Origin of the sequence: Luteimonas mephitis DSM 12574, assembly GCF_000422305.1 — a bacterium.
Lineage (GTDB): Bacteria > Pseudomonadota > Gammaproteobacteria > Xanthomonadales > Xanthomonadaceae > Luteimonas > Luteimonas mephitis.
The window spans coordinates 1-24,327 of the sequence record NZ_AULN01000019.1; the positions used below are offsets into that span (position 1 = coordinate 1).

24 protein-coding genes and 4 pseudogenes are annotated in these 24,327 nt (G+C 67.3%); 17 read left to right on the forward strand and 11 right to left on the reverse strand.

Annotated elements, in window-relative coordinates; all coding sequences use genetic code 11:
- The first annotated feature begins 822 nt into the window (after positions 1–822).
- The 3 genes from H570_RS0108920 to H570_RS0108925 all read left to right on the forward strand — a co-directional run bounded on the left by H570_RS0108920 (position 823) and on the right by H570_RS0108925 (position 2,273).
- Entirely contained in the window at positions 823–1,263 is a 441-nt protein-coding gene (locus tag H570_RS0108920) for a hypothetical protein (protein WP_027080432.1), read from the forward strand.
- A gap of 72 nt (positions 1,264–1,335) precedes the next feature.
- On the forward strand, positions 1,336–1,800 hold the full coding sequence (locus H570_RS18910) for a hypothetical protein (RefSeq protein ID WP_156899916.1): 465 nt from the start codon (positions 1,336–1,338) through the stop codon (positions 1,798–1,800).
- A gap of 71 nt (positions 1,801–1,871) precedes the next feature.
- Entirely contained in the window at positions 1,872–2,273 is a 402-nt protein-coding gene (locus H570_RS0108925) for a hypothetical protein (RefSeq protein ID WP_156899917.1), read from the forward strand.
- Positions 2,274–2,714: 441 nt separating this feature from the next.
- Here the strand turns inward: H570_RS0108925 and H570_RS0108930 are convergent, their stop codons facing one another.
- The 8 genes and pseudogenes from H570_RS0108930 to H570_RS0108975 form a co-directional block, all read right to left on the reverse strand.
- On the reverse strand, positions 2,715–3,389 hold the full coding sequence (locus tag H570_RS0108930) for a DNA-3-methyladenine glycosylase family protein (RefSeq protein WP_027080434.1): 675 nt from the start codon (positions 3,387–3,389) through the stop codon (positions 2,715–2,717).
- Positions 3,390–3,393: 4 nt separating this feature from the next.
- The gene (locus tag H570_RS0108935) at positions 3,394–3,792 is read right to left on the reverse strand and encodes a DUF423 domain-containing protein (protein WP_245559581.1); all 399 of its coding nucleotides are present in this window, start codon (positions 3,790–3,792) and stop codon (positions 3,394–3,396) included.
- A 50-nt stretch (positions 3,793–3,842) separates the two neighbouring features.
- Complete coding sequence (locus H570_RS0108940; RefSeq protein ID WP_027080436.1) at positions 3,843–5,045, reverse strand: polyketide cyclase; 1,203 nt, start codon at positions 5,043–5,045, stop codon at positions 3,843–3,845.
- Positions 5,046–5,689: 644 nt separating this feature from the next.
- Positions 5,690–5,758, reverse strand: a pseudogene (locus tag H570_RS19385) (DNA-binding response regulator); the annotation flags it as partial.
- 83 nt (positions 5,759–5,841) lie between these two features.
- Positions 5,842–5,910, reverse strand: a pseudogene (locus H570_RS19390) (DNA-binding response regulator); the annotation flags it as partial.
- Between the two features lie 83 nt (positions 5,911–5,993).
- Positions 5,994–6,062, reverse strand: a pseudogene (locus H570_RS19395) (DNA-binding response regulator); the annotation flags it as partial.
- An 83-nt stretch (positions 6,063–6,145) separates the two neighbouring features.
- Positions 6,146–6,787 (reverse strand): response regulator, encoded by a 642-nt coding sequence (locus H570_RS0108965; protein WP_027080440.1) that lies wholly within the window; start codon positions 6,785–6,787, stop codon positions 6,146–6,148.
- Positions 6,788–7,004: 217 nt separating this feature from the next.
- Entirely contained in the window at positions 7,005–8,207 is a 1,203-nt protein-coding gene (locus tag H570_RS0108975) for a sensor histidine kinase (RefSeq protein WP_027080442.1), read from the reverse strand.
- Positions 8,208–8,373: 166 nt separating this feature from the next.
- Here H570_RS0108975 and H570_RS0108980 point away from each other — a divergent pair, with 166 nt between their 5' ends.
- From H570_RS0108980 to H570_RS17005, 5 genes and pseudogenes are all read left to right on the forward strand, one after another.
- A complete protein-coding gene (locus tag H570_RS0108980) occupies positions 8,374–8,985 on the forward strand; it encodes a GNAT family N-acetyltransferase (RefSeq protein WP_027080443.1) in 612 nt (203 codons plus the stop codon).
- A 2-nt stretch (positions 8,986–8,987) separates the two neighbouring features.
- Complete coding sequence (gene minC / locus H570_RS0108985) at positions 8,988–9,800, forward strand: septum site-determining protein MinC (protein WP_027080444.1); 813 nt, start codon at positions 8,988–8,990, stop codon at positions 9,798–9,800.
- Positions 9,801–9,824: 24 nt separating this feature from the next.
- On the forward strand, positions 9,825–10,634 hold the full coding sequence (gene minD / locus H570_RS0108990) for a septum site-determining protein MinD (RefSeq protein WP_027080445.1): 810 nt from the start codon (positions 9,825–9,827) through the stop codon (positions 10,632–10,634).
- Positions 10,635–10,637: 3 nt separating this feature from the next.
- On the forward strand, positions 10,638–10,901 hold the full coding sequence (gene minE / locus H570_RS0108995) for a cell division topological specificity factor MinE (protein ID WP_027080446.1): 264 nt from the start codon (positions 10,638–10,640) through the stop codon (positions 10,899–10,901).
- A 99-nt stretch (positions 10,902–11,000) separates the two neighbouring features.
- Positions 11,001–11,522 (forward strand): annotated as a pseudogene (locus H570_RS17005) (hypothetical protein); the annotation flags it as partial.
- A 159-nt stretch (positions 11,523–11,681) separates the two neighbouring features.
- Here the strand turns inward: H570_RS17005 and H570_RS0109005 are convergent.
- Together H570_RS0109005 and H570_RS0109010 are read right to left on the reverse strand one after the other, a co-directional pair.
- Entirely contained in the window at positions 11,682–12,965 is a 1,284-nt protein-coding gene (locus H570_RS0109005) for a sensor histidine kinase (RefSeq protein WP_027080447.1), read from the reverse strand.
- A complete protein-coding gene (locus H570_RS0109010) occupies positions 12,958–13,665 on the reverse strand; it encodes a response regulator transcription factor (RefSeq protein ID WP_027080448.1) in 708 nt (235 codons plus the stop codon). The genes H570_RS0109005 and H570_RS0109010 overlap by 8 nt, the downstream gene beginning before the upstream one ends.
- A 295-nt stretch (positions 13,666–13,960) precedes the next feature.
- Here H570_RS0109010 and H570_RS17010 point away from each other — a divergent pair, with 295 nt between their 5' ends.
- The 9 genes from H570_RS17010 (at position 13,961) to H570_RS0109055 (ending at position 22,755) form a co-directional block, all read left to right on the forward strand.
- On the forward strand, positions 13,961–14,680 hold the full coding sequence (locus H570_RS17010; protein WP_051176275.1) for a phosphatase PAP2 family protein: 720 nt from the start codon (positions 13,961–13,963) through the stop codon (positions 14,678–14,680).
- Positions 14,680–16,344 carry a phosphoethanolamine transferase gene (locus H570_RS0109020; RefSeq protein WP_027080449.1) on the forward strand — a complete coding sequence of 555 codons (1,665 nt, stop codon included), beginning with the start codon at positions 14,680–14,682 and terminating at the stop codon, positions 16,342–16,344. Before H570_RS17010 ends, H570_RS0109020 begins: the two co-directional genes overlap by 1 nt.
- On the forward strand, positions 16,341–17,090 hold the full coding sequence (locus H570_RS0109025; protein WP_027080450.1) for a COG4705 family protein: 750 nt from the start codon (positions 16,341–16,343) through the stop codon (positions 17,088–17,090). The genes H570_RS0109020 and H570_RS0109025 overlap by 4 nt, the downstream gene beginning before the upstream one ends.
- Positions 17,091–17,188: 98 nt before the next feature.
- Positions 17,189–17,623, forward strand: a complete 435-nt coding sequence (locus H570_RS0109030) for an EamA family transporter (RefSeq protein WP_027080451.1) — start codon at positions 17,189–17,191, stop codon at positions 17,621–17,623.
- Positions 17,624–17,707: 84 nt separating this feature from the next.
- The gene (locus H570_RS0109035) at positions 17,708–19,675 is read left to right on the forward strand and encodes a M2 family metallopeptidase (protein ID WP_027080452.1); all 1,968 of its coding nucleotides are present in this window, start codon (positions 17,708–17,710) and stop codon (positions 19,673–19,675) included.
- Positions 19,676–20,015: 340 nt separating this feature from the next.
- Positions 20,016–20,741 (forward strand): RNA polymerase sigma factor, encoded by a 726-nt coding sequence (locus H570_RS0109040; RefSeq protein WP_036135759.1) that lies wholly within the window; start codon positions 20,016–20,018, stop codon positions 20,739–20,741.
- A gap of 110 nt (positions 20,742–20,851) precedes the next feature.
- A complete protein-coding gene (locus H570_RS0109045) occupies positions 20,852–21,196 on the forward strand; it encodes a hypothetical protein (RefSeq protein WP_027080454.1) in 345 nt (114 codons plus the stop codon).
- A gap of 27 nt (positions 21,197–21,223) precedes the next feature.
- Entirely contained in the window at positions 21,224–21,646 is a 423-nt protein-coding gene (locus tag H570_RS0109050; protein ID WP_027080455.1) for a DUF2231 domain-containing protein, read from the forward strand.
- Between the two features lie 29 nt (positions 21,647–21,675).
- Complete coding sequence (locus H570_RS0109055; protein ID WP_027080456.1) at positions 21,676–22,755, forward strand: aromatic ring-hydroxylating oxygenase subunit alpha; 1,080 nt, start codon at positions 21,676–21,678, stop codon at positions 22,753–22,755.
- A gap of 181 nt (positions 22,756–22,936) precedes the next feature.
- Here the strand turns inward: H570_RS0109055 and H570_RS0109060 are convergent, their stop codons facing one another.
- Positions 22,937–24,199: a multidrug effflux MFS transporter gene (locus H570_RS0109060; RefSeq protein ID WP_027080457.1), complete on the reverse strand. Its 1,263-nt coding sequence runs from the start codon at positions 24,197–24,199 to the stop codon at positions 22,937–22,939.
- Between the last annotated feature and the right edge of the window lie 128 nt (positions 24,200–24,327).

Consider the following 24,327-nt stretch of genomic DNA (forward strand, 5'->3'; position numbering starts at 1 on the left):
GTCTGCCAGCGGGCGCGTTGGTTCCTCGGCCGGCGGCCTAACAGTTCAATCAAGCCGAACCCGCTTCGCGGGTCGGCTTATTTCAAGGTGTTAGGCCTCAGCCATGACAGACCCAGAGTGGACAACCAGACGCAAGACCATCGCGCACTTGATTCGTGAACTCCAATCATTCGAGGACCAGAATATGGAGGTCCGGATTTCGTTGGATCACGGGGCAACTTCTTATCCAATCTCCCTGGTTGGGAAGTACAACAACAACTATGCGGTTTTGAGCAACCAGCAGTTTGATCCAACACCCATCCACCACCAAATACTCCCACCCAATATGCGCGGGTCAGATGGCAATGATTTATAGCGTGGGGATGGCTGCTGACTGTGGCCTAACATTGCGTTCAAGCCGAAATTGCATCGCTACGCCGTCAACATGGCAGAAAGAGCTTGCCATGTTGCCAGCTACGCGCTGCAATTCGGCTTAACTTGAGCGTTATGCGGCCAAGAAGCTCGCTTCGGTAAGTGCTTTTCTGTGTGGTTCGCTACGTCGGGTGCATCGCTAGTTGTGTGGCAAGGCTTCTCTGCGAGTCAACAGTTTTGCAAGCGATCCGGCACCGATTGCCCTGCCGTCGGGTGGCGCCCTACCTTCCCTGGTCAGCGCTTCAGCAATCTCAGTAAAGCCCGCGGATCGAGTCGCAGGATGGCGCCCTGAGATTCGGGCTTTCGGGCCGCAAGAGCAGGCTCGTTGTGGCCACGGCAGTTTGGTACAGTCGCCGCATAACTAGTCATTCAAGCCGAACCCGCTTCGCGGGTCGGCTTAATTCCGGTGTTATGCACACGAATCAAACGCCACTGAGCTCCTACAACCGCTTCGCCAAGGCGGCGATACTGACGGGAGTGCCGTTCTTCTTTCTGATGGGCGCGATGTCTCTCTGGCTGTTGGCAACAGACCAAAATGGTTTCGCTGCAAGAAGCATCTTCACCGGGATGGCCCTATTCTTTCTCGGTCTCGGCGCATTCGGCACCAGACTTATCCCGCACATTCACTCGTCTGTAGCGGCCAGCGCAGACGGATTGCATGTCTTCGACAAACACCTTGCTGAGACATTCCATCCTTGGAGCGACATCTCACACTTCAAAGATCGGCCTGTTCTGCAAGTTCTTGACTTCTATGACACAACCGGCAAGCGTGTTCTAAGCGTGGACTACTACATATCCAATTTTGGCCAGTTCTATGAGCAGGTTGCCCAGAGCGCATCAGCCGGTGCATAACAATTCATTCAAGCCGAACCCGCTTCGCGGGTCGGCTTAATTCAGGCGTTAGACAGCGCTGAGAGATCCTTGATGACTGAACTAGATCTGTCAAAACTCCAGCGCATCGCTCAGCATCTCCCTCCAGGAGATGACCTAACGCTGATCACCCTAAAAGGTCACCTGCTAGTTGAGGAGCAACTGGAAGATCTAATCCTCAGTCACTGCAAGAACCCATCCGCCTTAGATGGGGACATTGGATTCTCCGTTAAACTCAAGTTCGCTCGCGCGCTCACCGGCGTAGAGGAGATAGCACTTGCTTGGGTCGCTTGCCAAAAACTCAATTCACTTCGGAATGCTTTGGCCCACAAACTAGAGCACCCTGAGGCCCAGAAACGACTTGTAGCGTTCCTTTCAACCCTTGATGACCCTAGTACCAATTGGAAGCGTACGGGATCGGATGCCGATGATCTTAGAAGAGCACTTCTTTTTCTGCTCGGCGCCCTTCAAGGCATCGAAAAGCCCGTTCCACTTAAAGGTCTTGGAATCGCTGTCTAACAATTCATTCAAGCCGACGCCGCTTCGCGGCGCGGCTTAACTCAGGTGTTAGGTGGCATGGGAGATCTCTGGTGAAAGCAATCATTCCATGGGTTCGCACCATCATCTCTTTCCCGCTCGGGATGGCGGCGATCATGCTGTTCCACTCTGGAGCCCTCCTAATCTTCCCCTCCGCTTACGGAGAACTGGATAATGATCTTATACGCTCTCTCTCACTCACACTGACTTTCGCAGCCGGGGTGTTCGGCAGCGTCATCGTCGGCGTAGTTGCTGGACACCGCATTTGGCTGCACATGGCATTATTTTTTGCCATCGCTCTAGTGATTGATGTAAGCGCTATTAATGGTGAACTTGCCGCCCAGCCTCTATGGTTCAAGGCGCTTGTCATCGCCACCTTGCCAGTTCAAATGTGGCTTGGCGCGCGCCTCGTTTTACTTATCCATCCAAAGGGCAATTTGTCCGCTGCCATCTAACAAGTCATTCAAGCCGAAGCCACTTCGTGGCTCGGCTTAATTCCGGTGTTAGGCCGCTCGGGCGAGCGCAATGCTTGTGCTAGTCCGCGCCATTGATAGTTCCCGGCGCAAGCCTGTCGCTCCAGCCAGGAGCGCAGTCAGCTCACTCTCGATGGTTCACGGCACAAGCCGCTGGCTCACGGACAGGGCGGCCGTTCACCACTCCAGATCGCGCGCGGCGCAAGCGCGTCCTCCGGCTGGATTTGTCGTAAAGTCTGCCAGCGGGCGCGTTGGTTCCTCGACCGGCGGCCTAACAGTTCAATCAAGCCGAACCCGCTTCGCGGGTCTGTAATGACCCAGCACTTTCTGCTCAGGTCAGGCCGTTAATGCAGGGGTGTCTTCATGCGCAGCGTCTGGCATGCGTGCTGCATTGCTTCGCCGTTGTGATCCGTGCCGCCCGCTTCAGTCCTGGGAGCGATTGGTCGGAGCAGCCGCCTTCGTCGCGGAGTCGGCGATACGCCACAGGTAGAGGCTGGCGTATGTCCGATAAGGGCTCCAGCATTCGCCGCGTTCCTGCAGCTCCTTCGGCGTTGGCATGACCTCGTGCCGGTCGACCACTTGTGCTCCCTTGCGAATGCCGAGGTCGTCGACAGGCAGCACGTCGGCTCGGCCGAGGCGGAACATCAGCATCATCTCCACGGTCCAACGGCCAATTCCGCGAATCGGCACGAGTGCGGCGACGATGTCCTCTTCCGGCATCGTGGACATCCTGCGCAGATCGGGGATCTCGCCACGCGACTCGCGCAGGGCCAGGTCGCGCAGTGCGCGTGTCTTGTTGCCGGACACGCCACAGCTGCGAAGACCCGCGTCATCGATCTGGCCGAGGGTATCGCAGTGGAAGCGGTCGCTGCCGATCGCGGCTTCAACACGGCCGACGATGGTGGCGGCTGCCTTTCCGCTGAGCTGCTGGAAGAGGATTGCGCGCGCGAGCGCATCGACCGGATCGAACGTCTTGCGCCAGCGCGGGTCCGGTGCGATCGGCCCGATGCGCTTCATCCACGCGCCAAGCTTGCGGTCACGCCGCGCCAGGTGCTCGGTTGCAGCCTGCGTATCGAATCCCCGCTTGTATCGCGGCATCGCGCTATCTCCGAAGTGCGTCCATGGCCCAGGCCAGCCAGGCCACGATGAGCAGCGATCCGCCAAACGGCGCGGTGCGCGCCGGCACGCCCGCGACATGCGCGACCAAGACACCCCCGGAGAACAACAGCGTGCCCAGCACCATGGCGGCGAGCGCAATGATGGCAAGCCTGCGTCGCGCCAGGCGCGACAGTGCCGCCAGGGCCAAGCCGTGGCCGAAGGCGATCGCGGCGGCGGCCTGCAACGATGCCTGCCCTGCCCCGCTCGCTGCGTGGGCGGCATATGCCGACAACGCCACGGAAGCGGCGGCCATCACTCCGCCTGCAAAGGTGAGCCAGCGGTGCGCCGCCATGGAGCCCGGCGCGGCTTCAGAATCGATCATGCAATCCCCGGAATGCAGCACGCCGCATCACGGGATGCGGCGTGCCGGATAACGCATGGTGCAAAGGCGGCTTACTTGAGGGTCCAGTAGACCTCGTACTCGCCTTCGGCAGTGAACGCCTTGTCGATGCCGTTCTTGTAGATCTCGTACGGGCGATCGGTGACCTCATAGCCCTGCGTCAGCGCCCAGGCGCGCAGCGCGTTGCGGACGTTGTCGAGTTCGGCCATGAACCCGGTGTAGTAGGCCATTGCAGCACGGGTGGGCTTGGTCTGCACATACTCGACGGGCGCACCGGCGGGGATCTTGACGTCCAGCGGTTCGCCCGCAGCCGTCACCGGAGCCTGGGTGTCGACGGTGAACACCAGCTCGCCGTCCTTCGGCTTTTCCTCGTCCTTCTTCTCGTCGGCCTTGGCGGTCTTCTCGTCCTTGGCGTCGTCGTTCTTCTTGTCGCCTGAACCGGCCTTGCGCACCGGCTGGGCAATGTCGAAGGTGTAGTTCTCGCGCCCGAGCTCGGTGGAGATGATGCGCATCGGGCCGGCAGCCACCAGTCCGTTGGCTTCCATCGTGCGCTTGATCCACTCCATGTTGGACTTCATCGAGTTCTTGATGGTCTCGTTGTTGCGCTCGATCGAACCGGCCTTGACCACCAGCAGGTCCTCGGCCGGGCGCTGCACCTCGGCCATGCCGCGCATCTTGCTGCCCTTCACGGCGTAGTCCACGTTCGGAACGGTGGCCAGCATGTTGCTCAGGCGCGCGAGGCCCAGCTTCATGTCGTCACCGACGTGGCGGCCGACATAGAGACCCGCGTAGCGCCCCAGCAGGTTCCAGCCGTACTCGACGTCGTAGGTCTGGGTGATGGCGACGTTGCGCTTGACTGCGCCGCGGCCGGTGGGCGTGAGCTTGAACTCGGTGAACTTGTCGTGGCCGCGGCGCTGGTCATCGATCGCGATCTTGACGCTCTTGCCCGGGACCGATTCGACGATCTCCCAGCTGCCGTCGCCGACCTGCTTGACGTCGGATTCCCAGCTCAGCTTGGCGCCGACGCCGGAAGCCGGGCCGGAAAGCTCGAGCTTGGCTTCCGGAGCGCGCAGCACGAGGGGGTTCCAGTCCTTGAAGCGACGCAGGCTGTTGATCGTGTCGAACACGATCGTCATCTTGCGGTTGGTTTCGACGCTTTCGCTCAGGTGACGGCTGGACGGCAGGACGAGGCCCACGATCAGCATCAGGGCAATAACGATCGCGAACGAAATCAGGAACTCGATGAGACGGGTCATTCAGGGTTCTCCAGGACCATTTCCGGCCGGGCCGGGCGCAGACGGGCAATCGTAGCAATTTGAACGGTCACGAGCGAGATCCTGCCGCGGAAAGATGTCGACGCGGCGTCCGGATGCGTCGCCGCGGCTCGTTGAACCTGCCTCGGCAGCGCCCAGCGTGCTCCTCGAACCCTTGAAGGACTCAATGCCGGCCTCTGCGGCATCGTCACGACCGATTATCGGCCTGGCTCGCCTGGTGCCGCGGAGGCGGCCTGGGCGCGACACGCCAGGCTCAAAGTCACCGGTGAATGGCAGCGGGCGAGTTCGCGGCTGAGGCGGCTCGCACGCGGCCCGCACGCCAGACCAACTGCAGCTCAAAGGCCTTGAGCACGATCCGGGTGCTGCGGTCGCGCACGCCGAGCCTGGACAGGGCGAGCGGCCATCGCTTGCGAGGCATCGCCTCGCATGGCCGCGAGCGCCCGCCGTGCTGCGTCGGGCCGGGCATCCTGCCGGTCAGACCAACTGCAGCTCGAAGGCCTTGAGCACGGCCCGGGTGCGGTCGCGCACGCCGAGCCTGGACAGGGCGAGCGGCCATCGCTTGCGAGGCATCGCCTCGCATGGCCGCGAGCGCCCGCCGTGCTGCGTCGGGCCGGGCATCCTGCCGGTCAGACCAACTGCAGCTCGAAGGCCTTGAGCACGGCCCGGGTGCGGTCGCGCACGCCGAGCCTGGACAGGGCGAGCGGCCATCACTTGCGAGGCATCGCCTCGCGTGGCCGCGAGCGCCCGCCGTGCTGCGCCGGGCCGGGCATCCTGCCGGTCAGACCAGCTGCAGCTCGAAGGCCTTGAGCACGGCTCTCGTGCGATCGCGGACGCCGAGCCTGGACAGGGCGAGCGGCCATCGCTTGCGAGGCATGACCTCGCATGGCCGCGAGCGCCCGCCGTGCTGCGGCGGGCCGGGCATCCTGTCGATCAGACCAACTGCAGCTCGAAGGCCTTGAGCACGGCCCGGGTGCGGTCGCGGACGCCGAGCCTGGACAAGGCGAGCGGCCGCTGCTTGAGCGCCACCGGCGCGCGCGGCCGCGAACGCCCGGCGCGCTGCGCCGGGCCGGGCATCCTGCCGGTCAGACCAGCTGCAGCTCGAAGGCCTTGAGCACGGCCCGGGTGCGATCGCGGACGCCGAGCTTGGACAGGATGTTCGACACGTGGTTCTTGATCGTGCCTTCCGCCACGCCCAGCGAATTGGCGATCTCCTTGTTGGAGAAACCGCTGGCCATCAGCCGCAGGATCTCGGTCTCGCGGTCGGTGAGCGGATCGGGCCGGTCGAGGCTGACGAAGTCGTTGCGCATGTGCTCCAGGCCCGACAGCAGGCGCTGGGTCACCGCCGGCTGCACCAGCGATCCGCCCCCGGAGACGGTGCGGATGGCGCCTACCAGCTGTTCCAGCGACACGTCCTTGAGCAGGTATCCCTTCGCGCCCGCCTTCAGGCCGGCCAGGACCAGCTGGTCGTCGTCGAAGGTGGTCAGGATGATGGTCGGCGGCAGCGCGTTCAGGTGGGCCAAGGCTTGCAGCGCCTCCAGGCCGGACATCACCGGCATGCGCATGTCCATCAGGACCACATCGGGCTTGACCTGGGGAACCAACTCGACCGCCTGCCGGCCGTCGGCGGCCTCGGCCACCACCTCGATGCCATCGTCGAGCGCCAGCAGCGAGCGGATGCCTTGCCGCACCAGGGTTTGATCGTCCACCAGACAGACACGGATCATGGCGTTGTCTCCCAATCCTTCGAGTCAGGAAGGCCCGTGCATGACGGCGCCTCCGCGGTGCGGGATGCACCCTGTGCGGCCGCGCCGAAGATGCGCGCGAGGGCCGCTGCGGCCCGGGCGGGTGCCCGGGCCTCTATCATCATTGCGGCCGCGAGGCGCGGGACAGCCGCGGAACGGGCCGTCCCGGGCGTCGCGGCCGACGTCGGCGCGATCATGTTCATGCGGCGCTGACCGGTCGCGGCGCCGGCTTGCCAAGCGCGGGACTCCGCCCCCGGGGCAGGCGCAGGCGCAGGGTGAAGCCCTGCCCCGGCGCGGACTCGACTTCCAGCTCGCCACCGTAGCTCGCCAGCCGCTCGCGCATGCCGGCCAGGCCGTTGCCCGCGTCCGGATTCTCGGAACCGCGGCCATCGTCGCGCGCCTGCAGGCGGATCGCGTCGCCGTCCCAGCCGTAGCGCAGCCGCAGCACCTGCGCCTGGGCATGGCGCACGGCGTTGGTGATGATTTCCTGGGTGCAGCGCAGCAGCACGTGGGCGCGCTCGGGATCGTCGAGCAGGAAGGGCTTGGGCATCACCATGTCGATGTGCAACCCCGGCACGTTGTCGGCCAGCGGCAGCAGGGTCGCGGACATGTCGATGGCGTCGTTGCCGCGGATCTGGCTGACCGCCTCGCGCACGTCGGAAAGCAGCAGCCGCGCCAGGGTGTGGGCCTGGCCGACGTGCTCGTGCGCCTTGCCCTCGGTGATGTGGCTGGCGACTTCCAGGTTCAGGCTCAGCGCCGTGAGGTGGTGGCCGAGCAGGTCGTGCAGCTCGCGCGAGATGCGGGTGCGCTCGTTGACCCGGGCGCTTTCTGCCAACAGCGCGCGGGTGGCGCGCAGTTCGGCGTTCAGCCGGCGTTGTTCGTCGCGCGCCTGCGCCTGCTGCCGCGCGACCATGCTGGTGACGAACACGAATCCGGCGAATCCCACGTACAGGACCGCCTGCATCAGCGCCTCGAACCACGAGAACCCCAGCGCGCCCATGTACACCGGCACCACCACCAGCTCGCTCAGCGCGAGCACGGCAATTCCCACCGACAGCGGCAGCAGCCACGGCAGCACGCACGCCACCACCATCAGCAGGATGCTGCCCAGGCCGCTGCCGCTGTAGTAGCTGATGGCGATGGCGCTGCCGGTCAGCAGCACCAGCAGCAGGTAGTCGAACGCGCTGCCGCGGCGCACGCTCAGCGCGCGGGTCAGCCAGGCGTAGCTGAAGCCGAACGTGGCCCAGGCCAGCCAGGCCTGCCAGCCGAGCGTGGCGGCCACCGCGGCGTCCTCGGCCGGCTCGGCGAGCTGCGAGAGCAGCAGCAGCGGCAGCCCGACCACCGCCCATGTGAACAGGCCGGCGTAGCGCAGCAGGCGGGTTGGGTCGAGGTGCGCGAACATACCCCATGGTAGGCGGAAAGCGGCCGGAAACGACCGTCCAGAAGTCATGCCGGCGGCGCCGCGGAAGTCGCCCCCGACAGCCGGCCGTGCGATAATCCGGCCGCGGCCAAGCGCCCGTTTCGTTATCTCCGGCCGATGCCGCACTTTTGAAGCAAGGGAGTCAGGAATGTCGATCGTCGTCCGCGACGTGCGCGAGCACGAGCTGGATTCCATCCTTGCCCTGAACAACGCCGCCGGCCCCGCCATCCTGCCCCTCGATGCCGCGAGGCTGCGCTGGTTCTACGATACCGCCGAGTACTTCCGCGTCGCCGTCCGCGACGACACGCTGTCGGGCTTCCTGGTGGGTTTCGGCTCCGACAGCGGACATGACAGCAGCAACTTCCGCTGGTTCCAGGAGCGCCACGGGCGATTCTTCTACATCGACCGCATCGTGGTGGCCAGCCGCCGCCGCGGCGGCGGCCTGGGGCGCGCGTTCTACGCCGACGTGCAGAGCTATGCCGAGCTGCGCTACCCGCAGCTGGCCTGCGAGGTGTTCATCGAGCACGACAGCGACCCGGCGCGCGTGTTCCACGGCAGTTTCGGCTTCCATGAGGTGGGCCAGCACGTCATGCCCGGCCGCGACGGCGAACCGTCCGGCATCCGCGCCTCGATGCTGATCAAGGAGCTGTGCAGCTACCCCTGGGTGCGCGAGCACTACGGCGACCGGCTGCCCAACGTGCCGTGGCTGACCCAGCCGCGCGCACCCGCCCCCGCGCCGCACCGCGCGACGGGGACCTGAGCGTGGCAGCGCCCTCGGCCTCCCCCGCCCACGATTACGAACCGGCCGGCGAACTCAAGATCGGCCAGGTCGGCATCGCCAACCTGCGCGTGCGCACGCTCGACGTGGCCCGCCTGTCGTCGGAGATGGCCGACCGGGTCAGGCGCGCGCCAAAGCTGTTCGCCCGCGCCGCGGTCATCGTCGATTTCGGCGGCTTGGCCGCCACCCCGGACGCCACGACCGCCCGCGCCCTGCTCGACGGGCTGCGCGCGGCCGGCGCGCTGCCGGTGGCGCTGGCGTACGGCAGCAGCGACAACGAAAAGCTGGCGGTCGAACTCGGCCTGCCGCTGCTGGCCAAGTTCCGCGCCCAGTACGAATCGACTGCGGGAGCGGCTGCAGGAGCGGTGGAAGCCGCGACTCCGACAGCCTCATCGCAACCAGTCGCGGCTTCCGCCGCTCCCGCGAAGACGCAGGCCAAGGCCCCTGCCCCGGCCGTCGCCGCCGGCCAGCCCGGCCTGATCCAGGCCACGCCGGTCCGCTCGGGCCAGCAGGTCTACGCCGACAACCGCGACCTGACCGTGCTGACCACGGTGGGTGCCGGCGCCGAAGTCATCGCCGACGGCTCGGTGCACATCTACGGCGCGCTGCGCGGCCGTGCGCTGGCCGGCGCGCAGGGCGACGAAAAGGCACGTATCTTCTGTCGTGCGTTCCACGCCGAACTGGTCGCCATCGCCGGCAACTACAAGGTGCTGGAAGACATCCCGAAGGAACTGCATGGCAAAGCCGTGCAGGTGTGGCTGGAAAAAGAAGAACTCAAGATCGCCGCGCTGGACTGACGCGGCCAACCACGGAGAAGCATTTTGGCTGAAATCATCGTAGTCACCTCGGGCAAGGGCGGCGTGGGCAAGACCACCAGCAGCGCCAGCCTCGCATGCGGCCTCGCGCGCCGCGGCAAGAAGGTCGTGGTGATCGACTTCGACGTCGGCCTGCGCAACCTCGACCTGATCATGGGCTGCGAGCGCCGCGTGGTGTACGACTTCGTCAACGTCACCCAGGGCGAGGCATCGCTGCGGCAGGCGCTGATCAAGGACAAGCGCTTCGACAACCTGTTCGTGCTCGCCGCCTCTCAGACCCGCGACAAGGACGCGCTGACCAAGGAAGGCGTGGAGAAGGTGCTCAAGGACCTCGCCGACGACGGCTTCGACTACATCATCTGCGACTCCCCGGCCGGCATCGAGAAGGGCGCGTTCCTGGCGATGTACTTCGCCGACAAGGCCGTGGTGGTGGTGAACCCGGAAGTGTCCAGCGTGCGCGACTCCGACCGCATCCTGGGCCTGCTGGATTCCAAGACCCGCCACGCCGAGGACGGCGAGTCGATCAAGGCCTACCTGCTGCTGACGCGCTACAACCCGCAGCGCGTGGATGGCGGCGAAATGCTGTCGGTCAAGGACGTCGAGGAAGTGCTCGGCCTGCAGACGATCGGCGTGATCCCCGAGTCCGGCGACGTGCTCAACGCCTCCAACAAGGGCGAGCCGGTGATCCTGGACATGGAGTCGATGGCCGGCCAGGCCTACGACGACGCGGTTGCGCGGTTGATGGGCGAGGAGCGGCCCATGCGCTTTACCCAGCTGGAGAAGAAGGGTTTCTTCAGCAAGATCTTCGGGGGTTGAGGCATGGGCATGTTTGATTTCCTGAAGGTGAAGAAGAACACCGCCTCCATCGCCAAGGATCGCCTGCGCATCATCATCGCCCAGGAGCGCACCAACCGCAGTGGCCCCGACTACCTGCCGCTGCTGCAGCGCGAGCTGCTGGAAGTGATCCGCAAGTACGTGAGCGTCGACGTCGACGCGGTGAAGGTCGACGTGGTCAAGGACGGCGAACACGACGTACTCGACATCTCCGTGGCACTGCCCGACGGACGCGCGGCGACGGCCTGATGCCCGGCGCCAATCCGGCAAACGCCTGACACAAGCCCTCCCCTCCAAGGGGAGGGTTGGGTGGGGATGGGTTTCCCGCCAGCTGGAGTGGACTCGAGCATGCGCCGCACCGAACCTGATCCCCAGTCCGGCCCGGCGCAGCGCGCCGAGCTTGATGAGGCAGCAAGGCCCGGCGAAGAAGTGCTTCAGCTGCGCGACATCGCGTTTGCCGACGCGCACGCCCTGCTCGCCCGCTACGACCTGCAACTCGAACGCGTCGCCGACGGCGATGCAATCCCCGGCAGCTACTGGGGCGACTCCGAAGCCGGGGTGATCGCAAGCGTCGTGCATGCGCGCGGTGACACGCCGGTGCATTCGCTGCTGCACGAAGCCTGCCACCTGATCGTGTTGCCGCCGGAGCGCCGCGCGGCCGTGCACACCGACGCCACCGATTCGGTCCAGGAAGAAGACGCCGTGTGCCTGCTGCAGGCGCTGCTCGGCGATGCCCTGCCGGGGGTCGGTCGCGCCCGCGTGCTGGCCGACATGGACGCCTGGGGCTACACGTTCCGGCTCGGCTCGGCGGCGGCGTACTTCGAACATGACGCCGAGGCCGCCTGGGCGTGGCTCATCGCGCGCGGCCTGGTCGACGCCGACCGCCAGCTGCGGATCCCCGCCAGGACAGGCCGGAACCACCAAGGCGACGCTGGACAAGGGGCGTCAACGCCGCCTTCGCGGGAATGACGAACAAGGGCTGCCTGGCCAGCGTTGCCGTGCCCCACGAACCCGGGCCTGCGCCAGCGCTCAGGTGGCCGCCAGTGCGGACCCGAAATCCAGCGTGACGCGGGTGCCGCGCGGACTGCGCGGCTCGATTCCCAGCGTCCAGCCCAGGTGCTCGCACAGGCGCGCGATCAGGTCCAGGCCGATGCCGCCGCCGTCGCGCCCGCCGCCACCGCGCGCAACCTTCGCGTAGATGGCGCTGATCTCCTCGGGCGACATGCCGTGGCCGGGATCCTCGATCACCACCACGCCCGCCGGCTGCAGCGCGATCGAGATCGTGCCGCGGTCGCTGTTCTCGATCGCGTTGCGCAGCAGGTTGCCGATCGCCGCCTGCACGATCGCCAGCGGCGCGAAGAGTTCGCAGGCCGGCAACGGCTGCATGCGGAACTCGAGATCCTTGTCGGCGGACAGGTGGCGATGGTCGTCGACGATTTCCGGCAGCAGGTGGTCGAGGCGGAAATGATCGCTGACCTGCGCCAGGCGCTGCGGATCCTTGGCCAGCACCAGCAGCAGCGAGACCAGCTGCTCCACCCCGCGCGCGGTGCGCAGGATGCGCGAGAGCTGGTTGCGCACCGCGTCGGGCGTGCCCGGCTGGCCGAGCGCCAGTTCGCTGGCGCCCGCGATCACCGCGATCGGCGTGCGCAGTTCGTGGCTGCTGCTGTCGATGAAGGCGCGCTCGCGCTCGACGAAGCGCTCGTTGCGCGCGAGGTAGTCGTTGACCGCGTCGGAGATCACCACCAGTTCCGAACTCGCATTGCGGCCGACCGACACCCGCTGGCCGCCGCGGTCGGGACGCAGTGCGGCGATGTCGCCGGCGAGGTCGGCGAGCGGCTTCACCAGGCGCCGCAGGCCCCACGCGATCAGCAGGCCCGACAATGCCAGCCCGCCGAGCGCGGAGCCCACCATCAGCGTGGTGAGGTGGCGTTCCTCGTCCTCGAACTCGGTGATGTCCAGGGTCAGGATGAGGCGGCGCCCCTCGATGTCCCTGACCAGCACGACGCGCCTGCCGCCGTTGACGCGCACTTCATCGTGCAGGCCGGGACGCAGCCCGACCAGCGCGCGTGGCGGCGGCGCGGTGCCCGGTTCGTCGTACAGCGCGACGTCTTCGGTGTCGCGCCAGTGGTAGCCGGGATCCTCCGCGCGACGCCGCAGGTAATGGTCCAGCTCGGACTGGAGCAGTGAACTCCAGACCAGCCTCTCGGCGCGCTCGTTGACCACGTTGCCGTGGTACACCACCGCCAGCGACAGCAGCAGCATGTAGACGACCACCAGCAGCGTGATCCGCAGGCGCAGGCCGGTCCTACGCATCGCCGGCCCCGCCCGGTTCGCCTTCGACCGTGGCCGCGATGCGGTAGCCGACGCGCGGCAGGGTCTGGATCAGCTTGGCCTCGAACGGGGCGTCGACGCTGCGCCGCAGCTCGTAGACGTGGGAGCGCAACATGTCGCGGTCCGGCGGGTCGTCGCCCCACAGCGCGTACTCGAGCCGCTCGCGGGTGACGGCCGCGGGGCTGGCCTGCATCAGCACTTCCAGCAGCTTGCGGCAGGCCGGGAACAGGTGCAGGGGCCGGCCCGCCCGGCTCGCCTCCAGCGTCGCGAGGTCCAGCCGCAGGTCGCCCACTTCCAGCACGCGCTTGCGGCTGCGGCCACCGGCGCGCGCAGCCAGCGCCTCCAGGCGCACCTCCAGTTCCGGCAGCGCGAACGGCTTGGTCAGGTAGTCGTCGGCACCCGCGCGGAAGCCGGCGATCTTGTCCGGCAGGTCGTCGCGGGCGGTGAGCATGATGACCGGCGTGTCCCTGCCATGCTCCTCGCGCAGGCGGCGCATCACCTCCGGCCCGTCCAGGCCCGGCAGCATCCAGTCCAGCACCACGGCGTCATAGGCCTGCGTGCTGGCCAGGTGCAGGCCGGTAACGCCGTCGGGCGCGGCGTCGAGCACGTGCCCGCGTGCTTCGAAGTATTCGAACAGGTTGGCAACCAGGTTGCGGTTGTCCTCGATGACCAGCAGCCGCATGGCGGCATTCCTCCGTGGCGGTGCCAATGCACGGCACCTGGGCAGCATCGCACCCCCGATGTCGAAAAAGCATGGGGATGCGGACTTAACGCCGCGTCAACCCGGCTCCTACCGCGTTCCGACAACACCATCGCCAGGATTGCAGCCATCCTCCCAGGCAGGACGGGCCAGCTCCTTGGACAACCAGCTTCCGCCGGACTCCAGCGCATCGCATGCGCCGGAGTCCGGTACCGGGCTCCCCGGCAACGCCGCGCCCTCCCGGCGTGGCCATGCCATCTGGCCGGCATGGGCCGGCATGCCGTCCTGGCTGCAATGGCAACTGGTGCTGCCGCTGGCAGCCTTCGTGGCGGCCAACTTCGCGTTGCTGCAACTCGGCGGCGACCGCTGGATCGCCGGCCACCTGTACCTGCTGGAAGGCGGGCACTGGGCGCTGAAGGACAACCTGGTCACCAGCACGCTGGTCCACCAGGGCGGCAAGCGGCTCAGCGCGCTGGCCTGGCTGTGCGCCGTGGCTTGCACGGCGGTGGCGTGGCGCCGGCCGGCCTGGCGCGCATGGCGCAAACCGCTGCTGTACCTGGTGCTGGCGGTGCTGCTGTCCACCGGCATCGTGGCGTGGATGAAATCGTGGACCCACGTTGATTGTCCCTGGGACCTCATCGGCTTCGGAGGCACGCGCGGTTACCACGACCTGCTGGCCGCACTGCCGCTGCACGCCGCGCCGGGGCGCTGTTTCCCCGCCGGCCATGCAAGCGCGGGTTACGCCTGGCTCGCGCTGTTCTTCTTCCTTGGCGACGTGCATCGCCAATGGCGCTGGAAGGGATTGGCCGTGGGGCTTGGCGCCGGCGTGGTGTTCGGGATTTCACAGCAGCTGCGCGGCGCCCACTTTGCCTCGCACGACCTGTGGACGCTGATGATCTGCTGGCTGGTCGCACTGTTGCTGCACCGGGGGATGTTCGCGCGCAGGCCCGTCGCGCACGCGCGGCGCGCCATCATCGCCACGGACAGGATCGCCTGATGGCCGTTGCTGAAAACGTCCGGCCGCTTGCCGGCAGTCGCACGGCCTGGCTGCGCTGGCGCCCCGAAGTCTCGACCGAACTGCTGGCGCTGCTCGCCAGCGTGTTCTTCGCCGTCGCCTGCAACTATGAGCTGTGGCACACACTCGTCGCCGACGTCCAGGCCCACGCCAGGCTGCTGGTGGCGGTGTTCGTCTTCGTCGTCGCGCTGCAGGCATTCCTGCTCGGACTGGTGCTGACGCGCTGGACCGCGAAGCCGCTGTTGACCCTGCTGTTCCTGGCCACGGCCTTCGCTGCCTATTACATGACGACGTACAAGGTGTACCTGGACCCGGACATGATCCGCAACGTGCTGGAGACCGATCCGCACGAAGCAAGCGAATTGCTGGTGTCAGGCTTGCTGCTGCCACTGCTGGCGCTGGCCGTGCTGCCAATCGCGGCCCTGTGGCGACTGCGGTTGCGAAGCCGCACATGGCTGCGCGCAGCTTGGATCCGGCTGGCGTTCCTCGCCGGCATGCTGGTGCTCGCCGCGGGCGGCGCGCTGTTCGCGTTCCAGGACCTGTCGGCACTGGCCCGCAACCATCGCGAAGTGCGCTACCTGGTCACGCCCACCAACTACGTGGTCTCGCTGTCCAAGGTGCTGCTCGCCACGCCGCCGGGGCCGGCGAAGCCGCTGCTGCCGATCGGCGAGGACGCGCACGAAGTGGCTCGCCCCCACGGCGGGCGTCCGCGCCTGGTGGTGTTCGTGCTCGGGGAAACCGTGCGCGCCCAGAACTGGGGACTGGACGGCTACCTGCGCCAGACCACGCCGCAACTGGCGGCCATGGACGACGTCGTCAACTTCCCCGACGTCGAATCCTGCGGTACGAGCACCCAGGTCTCGGTGCCGTGCCTGTTTTCGCCCTACGGCCGCCACGCCTACGACCAGGCGCGGATCCGCAGCCATCAATCGCTGCTGCACGTGTTGCTGCGCGCCGGGGTGCAGGTGCTGTGGCGCGACAACCAGTCGGGATGCAAGCGCGTCTGCGACGGGCTGGCGTTCGAATCGATGGCCCGCGCGACCGATCCCGCGCTATGCGACCCGAAGCGCTGCTTCGATGAAATCCTGCTGTCCGGCCTGCAGGCGCGGATCAAGCCCGACGGTCGCGACCGCATCGTCGTCCTGCACCAGCTCGGCAACCACGGGCCGGCGTACTACCAGCGCTATCCACCCGCGTTCCGCCGCTTCACGCCGACCTGCGACACCGAGCAGCTCGGAAACTGCAGCCGCCAGCAGATCGTCAACAGCTACGACAACGCGGTGCTGTACACCGACCATTTCCTCGCCCGCGCGATCGACCTGCTGCGCAACGAACCCGGTTACGACAGCGCGCTGGTGTACGTGTCCGACCACGGCGAGTCGCTGGGCGAGAATGGCCTGTTCCTGCACGGCGTGCCCCGCGCGATCGCACCCACCCAGCAGACCCGCGTGCCGATGGTGATGTGGTTCTCGCCGGGCTTTGCGCAGCAGCAGCGGCTCGACCTTGCCTGCCTGCGACAGGTCGCCGGGGAGCCCGCCAGCCACGACAACCTGTTCCCCACCATCCTGGGCATGTTCCAGGTCCAGACCGGCATCTACGAGCCGAAACTCGACCTGCTGCGCGGCTGCGAGCACACACGACCATGAACAAGGACGCATTGGCGAAGGTTCCCGAGGTCACCATCGGCTTCTGGATCATCAAGGTGCTGGTCACAACGCTGGGCGAAACCGGTGGCGACGCGGTCACGATGTCGATGCAGCTGGGCTACGCGGCCGGCAGCGTGATTTTCCTGCTCCTGTTCGTCGCCACCGTCGCGGCACAGGTCGGTGCCCGTCGGTTCCATCCATACCTGTACTGGGCGGCGATCATTGCATCCACCACGGTCGGCACCACGCTCGCCGACCTGGTCGACCGCTCGCTCGGCATCGGCTACGCCGGTGGAAGCACGCTGCTTGCACTCGCACTGCTGGCGTCGCTTGCGCTGTGGAAGCGCAGCACGGGTTCGGTCGACATGGGCAGCGTGGATTCACGCAAGGCCGAGTCGTTCTACTGGGTGACGATCCTGTTCTCGCAGACCCTCGGCACCGCGCTGGGGGACTGGACAGCGGACACCGCCGGACTCGGCTATGCCGGCAGCGCGATGGTCTTCGGCTCGCTGTTGCTGCTGGTCGCGCTGGCGTACTTCCGGACCGGCATCTCGCGCACCGTGCTGTTCTGGGCCGCGTTCGTCCTCACCCGCCCGCTGGGCGCAGTGGTCGGTGACTTCCTCGACAAACCGCTGCAGCAAGGCGGCCTGGACGTGAGCCGCTATGCCGCGAGCGCGGCGCTGCTCGGACTGGTGGCGATGCTGGTATTGGCGCTCCCGCATCGGGCGGCGCAGCGCGCGCACTGAAGGCCGGGCATGCCGGTGTCCGTGGCGTCGCGTTAACGCCACGGCACCGAGAATCCCGGCCACGCCGCGCACGGCAGCGGGTTTCACCGGAGGCCACGATGAGCCAAACCACGAGCTGGTTCCACTGGGCCCTGCTGTCGGCTTGCTTCGCCGCGCTCACCGCGATCTTCGCCAAGCTTGGCCTGCAGCGCGTGGACCCCGACTTCGCCACGCTGATCCGCACGGTGGTGATCGTGTTCGTGCTGACCGCGTTCGTCGCCATGACCGGGAAGATGTCCAACCCGCTGGTCCTGCCGCCTTCCACGCTGTGGTTCCTGGTGCTGTCCGCACTGGCCACCGGCGCATCCTGGGTGTGCTACTTCCGCGCGCTGCAGTTGGGCAATGCGTCGCAGGTTGCGCCGGTGGACAAGCTCAGCGTGGTGCTGGTGGCGGTGTTCGCGTTCGCTTTCCTGCACGAGCGGCCCAGCCCGCGCGAATGGCTCGGGATCGCACTGGTCGGCGCGGGCGTCCTGGTGCTGGGCTTCCGGCGCTGAAACGCGCTGCCGGGCGCCGAAGCTTGCGACCCGGGCGGCCACCCACTAGCCTGCAGCCTTCCTGCCACGGCTCCGGGGAATTCCGTGACCTATCGACACCTCCTGCTCGCCCTGTCCATCGCCGGCGTACTGACGCTTTCGGCCTGCAAGCGCGAACCCTCGCCCGACGCCGCGATCCCGAAGGACGAGACCGCCGACCAGTTCATCGAGCGCGTCAACCACGAACTCAAGGCGATGTACCCGGAGATCACGGCGGCGCAGTGGATCTCCAACACCTACATCACCGACGACAGCAAGCTGATCGCCGCCAAGTCCAACGAACGCTTCCTGACCCAGCTCAACAGCTGGCTCGAACAGGCCAAGCGCTTCGAGGGCAAGGACATGTCGCCGCAGACCGCGCGCGCGATCAACCTGCTCAAGCTGGGCACCTCGATGCCGCCGCCGCAGGACCCGGAAAAGCTGGCCGAACTGACCCGCATCGCCACCGACATGGAGGGCATGTACGGCGCCGGCACCTACTGCAAGGGCGAAGGCGACGCCCAGGACTGCCGCCAGCTTGGCGAACTCGAGGACGTGCTGCGCAACGACCGCGACTACGACGACCAGCTCGACGCCTGGCGCGGCTGGCATTCGATCGCCAAGCCGATGCGCGGCGAGTACGAGCGCTTCGTCGAACTGGTCAACGAGGGCGCTCGCGACATGGGCTACGCTGACGCCGGCGAACTGTGGCGCTCGGGCTACGACATGCCGCCGACCCAGATCGGCCCGGAAACCGATCGCCTGTGGAGCCAGGTCAAGCCGCTGTACGACCAGCTGCACTGCTACGCGCGCACCCGGCTGGAATCGAAGTATCCGGGCGAAGGCTCGGTCGACGGCCTGCTGCCCGCGCACCTGATGGGCAACATGTGGCAGCAGGACTGGAGCAACCTGTGGGACCTGCTGGAACCGTATCCGGATGCCGGCAGCCTCGACATCAGCGGTGCGCTGAAGAAGCAGTACGAAGCCGGCCTCAACGAGTTGCTGGTCAAGCAGAACGTGATGCTCGATACCGACGGCCGCGCCGAGGTCGTGCACGCGGCGCAGCTCGAGATGGCGAAAAAGATGACCGAGCGCGCGCAGGACTTCTACGTCTCGCTGGGCATGCCCAAGCTGCCGGCGAGCTACTGGGACAACTCGCAGTTCATCAAGCCGCGCGACCGCGACGTGGTCTGCCACGCCAGCGCCTGGGACATGAACATGACCGGCGACGTGCGCACCAAGATGTGCATCAAGCCAAACGAGGAAGACTTCACCACGATCTACCACGAGCTCGGCCACCTGTACTACGACCTGGCCTACAACAAGCAGCCGCCGCTGTTCCAGGCCGGCGCCAACGACGGCTTCCACGAGGCGATCGGCGACACCATCGTGCTGGCGATGACGCCGGAATACCTGCACTCGATCGGCCTGGTCGGCGAGCAGCAGCAGGGCCACGACGCGCTGATCAACTCGCAGATGCGCATGGCGCTGGCGAAGGTGGCGTTCCTGCCGTTCGGGCTGATGATCGACCGCTGGCGCTGGGGCGTGTTCGACGGCTCGATCAAGCCCACCGAATACAACAAGGCCTGGTGGCAGCTCAAGGCCAAGTACCAGGGCGTGGCGCCGGTGGAAGCGCGCGGCGAGGAATACTTCGACCCGGGCGCGAAGTACCACGTGCCGGGCAACACCCCGTACACGCGCTACTTCCTTTCGCACATCCTGCAGTTCCAGTTCTACAAGTCGCTGTGCGACGCGGCCGGCTACAAGGGCCCGCTGTACGAATGCAGCTTCTACGGCAACAAGGTCGCCGGGCAGAAGTTCTGGTCGATGCTGGACAAGGGCTCCAGCCAGCCGTGGCAGAAGACGATGAAGGAGTTGACCGGCAGCGAGCAGATTGACGGCTCGGCCGTGCTCGAGTACTTCAGCCCGCTGCAGGAGTGGCTGAAGCAGCAGAACGAAGGCCAGTCCTGCGGCTGGCAGGTACCGGCGCCGCAGGCCGCCGCCGCCGAAGGCAAGCCGGGCACCGCCTCCTGACGGGAGCGCGCCGACTCCCCATCGGCGCCCCGGCGCCAGGCGAGGAGCCACGCGCCCGATACGCCCAGGCCCTTCCCCCTCGTGCGGGGGGAAGGGCTTTTCGTATGTGCGGTCCGCGTATTCGCAGTTCCAATGCGCGCGCCGGTCCAAGCCGGCGCGCGCGCATACTCGCGATATTGCACGCGAGCCGAACTGTCCTGCGCGCCACCGCCGGGCATCCCGACGGCCGCCTGCCCGCGCGCAGCACGCCTGCGGCGGCCACCCGTCCCCGGGAGCGAGGCAGCCCACGCGGGAACCTTTCCCGCACTGCTGCATCCGATCGGTGACACGAGGAGTTGCCATGCATCGCCTGCCCGCCACTGCCGAATCCGTCGCCTGGGCCACGTTGCCCGACGCGGAGCTGGTCGCGTTTGCCCAGCAGGGCCGGCGCGAGGCCTTTCGCCACCTCATGCAGCGCTGCAACCAGCGCCTGTTCCGCGTGGCCCGTGCCGTCGTCCGCGACGATGCCGAGGCCGAGGACGTGGTGCAGGAGGCCTATACGCACGCGTTCGCGAAGCTCTCGACGTTCCGTGGCGAGGCGTCGCTGTCGACCTGGCTGACGCGCATCGTGCTCAACGAAGCAAACGGCCGCCTGCGCCAGCGCCGTCCCAGCGTCGACATCGCCACGTTCGAGGCCACGCCGCAGGAGGACACGCGCGTGATCGCATTTCCCTCGCGCTTCGGCAGCGAAGACCCCGCGGCAGCCGCGGCGCGGACGCAGATCCGCGGGCTGATCGAACGTGCCATCGACGAACTGCCGGAGGCGTTCCGCATCGTTTTCATCATGCGCGAGGTCGAGGGCTGTTCGGTCGAGGAAACCGCGACCACGCTCGATATCCGCCCGGAAACCGTCAAGACCCGCCTGTATCGCGCGCGCCGGCTGCTGCGAAGCGCGCTGCACGATTCGCTGGAGGCCACGCTGGGCGAAGCATTTCCGTTCCTCGGCCCGCGCTGCGCACGCATGACCGAGGCGGTGCTGGCGCGGGTCGACCGCATGCCGCCCGCCATGCCGCAAGACAAGCCGTAGGAGCGGCCCATGGCCGCGGGATCCTGCTTTCCAGGCAGATCAACAAAGCTCGCGGCCATGGACCGCTCCTGCGGGGCACCACGCATCCAACCGACCAAAAGGGACCGCACATGATCATCTATGCACTCGCAGTTTTCGCCGTCGCCGCGCTCGGCGGCCTCGTGCTGGCTTCCAGCGTGCTGCGCGGCAAGCTCGCGCCGTGGGCGATTTCCATCCTCCATGCCCTGCTCGGCGCCACCGGCCTGGTGCTGCTGATCGTCACCGTGCTGCAGGGCCAGGGCGCCGGTCGCGTCACCGCCGCGCTGGGGATCCTGGTGCTCGCCGCGCTCGGCGGCTTCTACCTGGCCTCGCTGCACCTGCGCAAGCAGGTCGCGCCGAAGGCAGTGGTGTTCGTGCACGCGGGCGTGGCGGTGGTCGGCTTCCTGACCCTGCTCAGCGCCGCGCTGGCGATCTAGCCGGAACGGCTGGCATCCGAGCGCGCGATGAACACCGCCCGCCATCCCCTGCACCCGGCGCTGGTGCATTTCCCATTGGCCTGCTGGTCGCTGGCGACCATCGCCGACCTCGCCAGCCTCTGGCTCGGCCAGTCGGCGTGGTGGCTGGCCGGCGTGCTGCTGGCGATCGGCACGGTCACCGCGCTGGCGGCTATGGCGGCAGGGCTGTACGAGTTCGCGCGCATCGGGGAAGACCACCCGGGGCTCGCCGATGCCCGCCGGCACATGCTGCTGGCGATGGCCGCCTGGATGCTCTACGCCGCCAGCCTGGTGCTGCGGCTGCAGGGCACCACCCTGGTCGCCCCGGCGTGGCCGGCGCTGGCGACCAGCGTCGCGGGCTTCCTGTGCCTCGGCGCGACCGGGTGGCTGGGTGGCAGGCTGGTTTACCTGCATAGGATCGGCGGGGCCTAGATTTCCCCGCGCCGCGGCATACTTCCGCCATGGATGCCGCCCCTTCCGATCCCGATCTCGCCACCCAGCCGCCCGGCCGCGCCACCGCCCTGCCCGCGCGGTTCTACTGCGAACCGGCGATGGCGGCGCTCGACCGCCGCGCCGTGTTCGACCGCGGCTGGCAACTGGTCGCGCATGTCAGCCAGCTTCGCGATACCGGCGACCACGTCGTCGCCGACCTGTCCGGCCTGCCGGTGATTGCCGTGCGCGGTGCGGACGGCGAAATCCGCGTACTGCACAACGTCTGCCGCCACCGCGCCGGGCCGATCGCGCAGTGCGACGGGCTGGCGGCGAAATCGCTGCGCTGCCGCTACCACGGCTGGACCTACGCGCTCGACGGGGCGCTGAAATCGGCGCCGGAGATGGGCGGCGCCGAAGACTTCGATGTCGCCTCGATCCGGCTGCCGCAATTGCGCTCGCATGTCTGGCAGGGGCTGGTATTCGCCTGCAGCGGCGACCATCCGCCGCCGTTCGACGCACTGGTCGCAGGCATCGACGCGCGGCTCGGCACCGGCCGCGACCTGGCCGGATACGGCCACCACCAGCGCGTCGGCTACGACATCGCCTGCAACTGGAAGGCCTACGTCGACAACTACCTCGAGGGCTACCACCTGCCGCACGTGCATCCGGCGCTCAACCGGATCCTCGACTACCGCAGCTACGTGACCGAGCTGTCCGGCCTGCATTCGCTGCAGTGGAGCCCGCTGGAAAGCGACGGCAGCCTGTACGGCAATGGCGACGCGCTGTACTACTGGCTGTGGCCGAACACCATGCTCAACATCCTGCCGGGCCGGCTGCAGACCAATCGCGTGGTGCCGCTGGGCGTCGACCGCTGCCGGGTCGAATTCGATTTCTACTATCCGCTGGACGATTCGGGAGAGGCGCGCGCGCGGCGCGATGCGGACCGCGAATTCAGCGACGACGTGCAGCACGAGGACATCGCCATCTGCGAGGACGTGCAGCGCGGGCTGGCTTCGGGCTCGTACGTTGCCGGGCGCCTCAACCCGCTGCGCGAATCCGGTGTGCACCACTTCCACGAACTGCTGCGCCACGCGTATCGCGAGGCGTAGGTCGGGGCTACGCCCCCGACGGGTTTTGATCTTCGGCTCCCTTGCATGAAGCGAGATCGGGCGGGCAACGCGAAACGTCGTCGGGGGCGTAGCCCCGACCTACGGTGCACCTGGCGTCCGCGCAGGAGCGCCCCATGGGCGCGATGCCCTGCGGGAAAACCATCGCGCCCATGGGGCGCTCCTACAGGCGGTCGGTGGGCTCCAGCGCCGCGGCGTCCTGCGTGCCCTCCGGCACGTGGCGGCCGGCCATGCCCATCTCCCAGCGCCAGAACACCCAGCCCAGCAGCGCAAACACGGCCGACCCCAGCGCGAGGTGGAGGCCCTTGTGGCTCAGCAGCGGAGACAGCAGGCCGGCGACGATCGCATTCATCAGCAATCCCGTGAACGCCTGCAGCGACGATGCCGAACCTCGCTGGCGCGGATACATGTCGAGCACCGCCAGGGTGAGGATCGGGAACACCAGCGCGATGCCGAACGAGCCGATTGCCATCGGCAGCACCGCCCACGGGATCGACGGCACCGGCACCAGCAGGTTGTAGGCCACGTTGGCCACCGCGCCGACGCCGCAGCAGATAAAACCGATGTTCGCCAGCCGCGCGCCGCTGATCCTGCCGGCGCTGCGCCCCGAGGTATACGCGCCCAGCATCATGCCGCCGATCATCGGGATGAAGAACCAGCCGAACTGGCGCTCGCCCAGCCCCATCAGGCCCATCACGAACGCCGGCGCCGAGGCGATGTACAGGAACAGCGCGCTGAAGTTGAACGTGCCCGATGCCGCCAGCCGCTGGAAGCGCGGGTTGACGAAGATCGCCCAGTAATCGCGCAGCAGGCGCTTCGGTGCCAGCGACAGCCGCAGCTGCGGCGGATGCGTTTCCGGCAGCCACACCGACGCCGCCAGCAACAGCAGCAGCGCGAATCCCACCAGGAACCAGAAGATCGCCGACCAGTGCGCCCAGCCGAGGATCCAGCCGCCGATGATCGGCGCGATCGCCGGCGCCACGCCGAAGATCATCGACACCTGGCTCATCAGCCGCTGCGCATCGTCGCCGTGCAGCACGTCGCGGATCAACGCCCGCCCGACGATCAGGCCGACGCCGGCCGACAGGCCCTGCAGCGCGCGGAACGCCAGCAGCGTCGGCAGGTCGCGCGCCAGCGCACAGCCCACCGAGGCCAGCGCGAACATGCTCAACCCGCCGATGATCACCTTGCGTCGTCCGATCGCATCCGACAGCGGCCCGTGCACCACGCTCATCAGCGCGTAGGCCAGCAGGTAGACGCTGATCGTCTGCTGCATCGCCACCGTGTCGGCGCCGAGCTCGGCGCCGATGTGCCCGAACGCCGGGAAGATCGTGTCGATCGAGAACGGCCCGAACATCGCCAGCCCGCCCAGCAGGAAGGCGAGGCGGCGCAGCGGGACGGTCTGGGTCGGCTGGGTGGGGGGCATGGGGACTTGGGGTGGCAATAACGCACTGGGCGGAAGGAACGCCCTGCTTCCGCAGGAGCGGCTGACGCCACTCCTGCAGGGGGCGGCCCCAGACCTCAGGGATGTCACGATGGCTTCGGCGCGGCCGG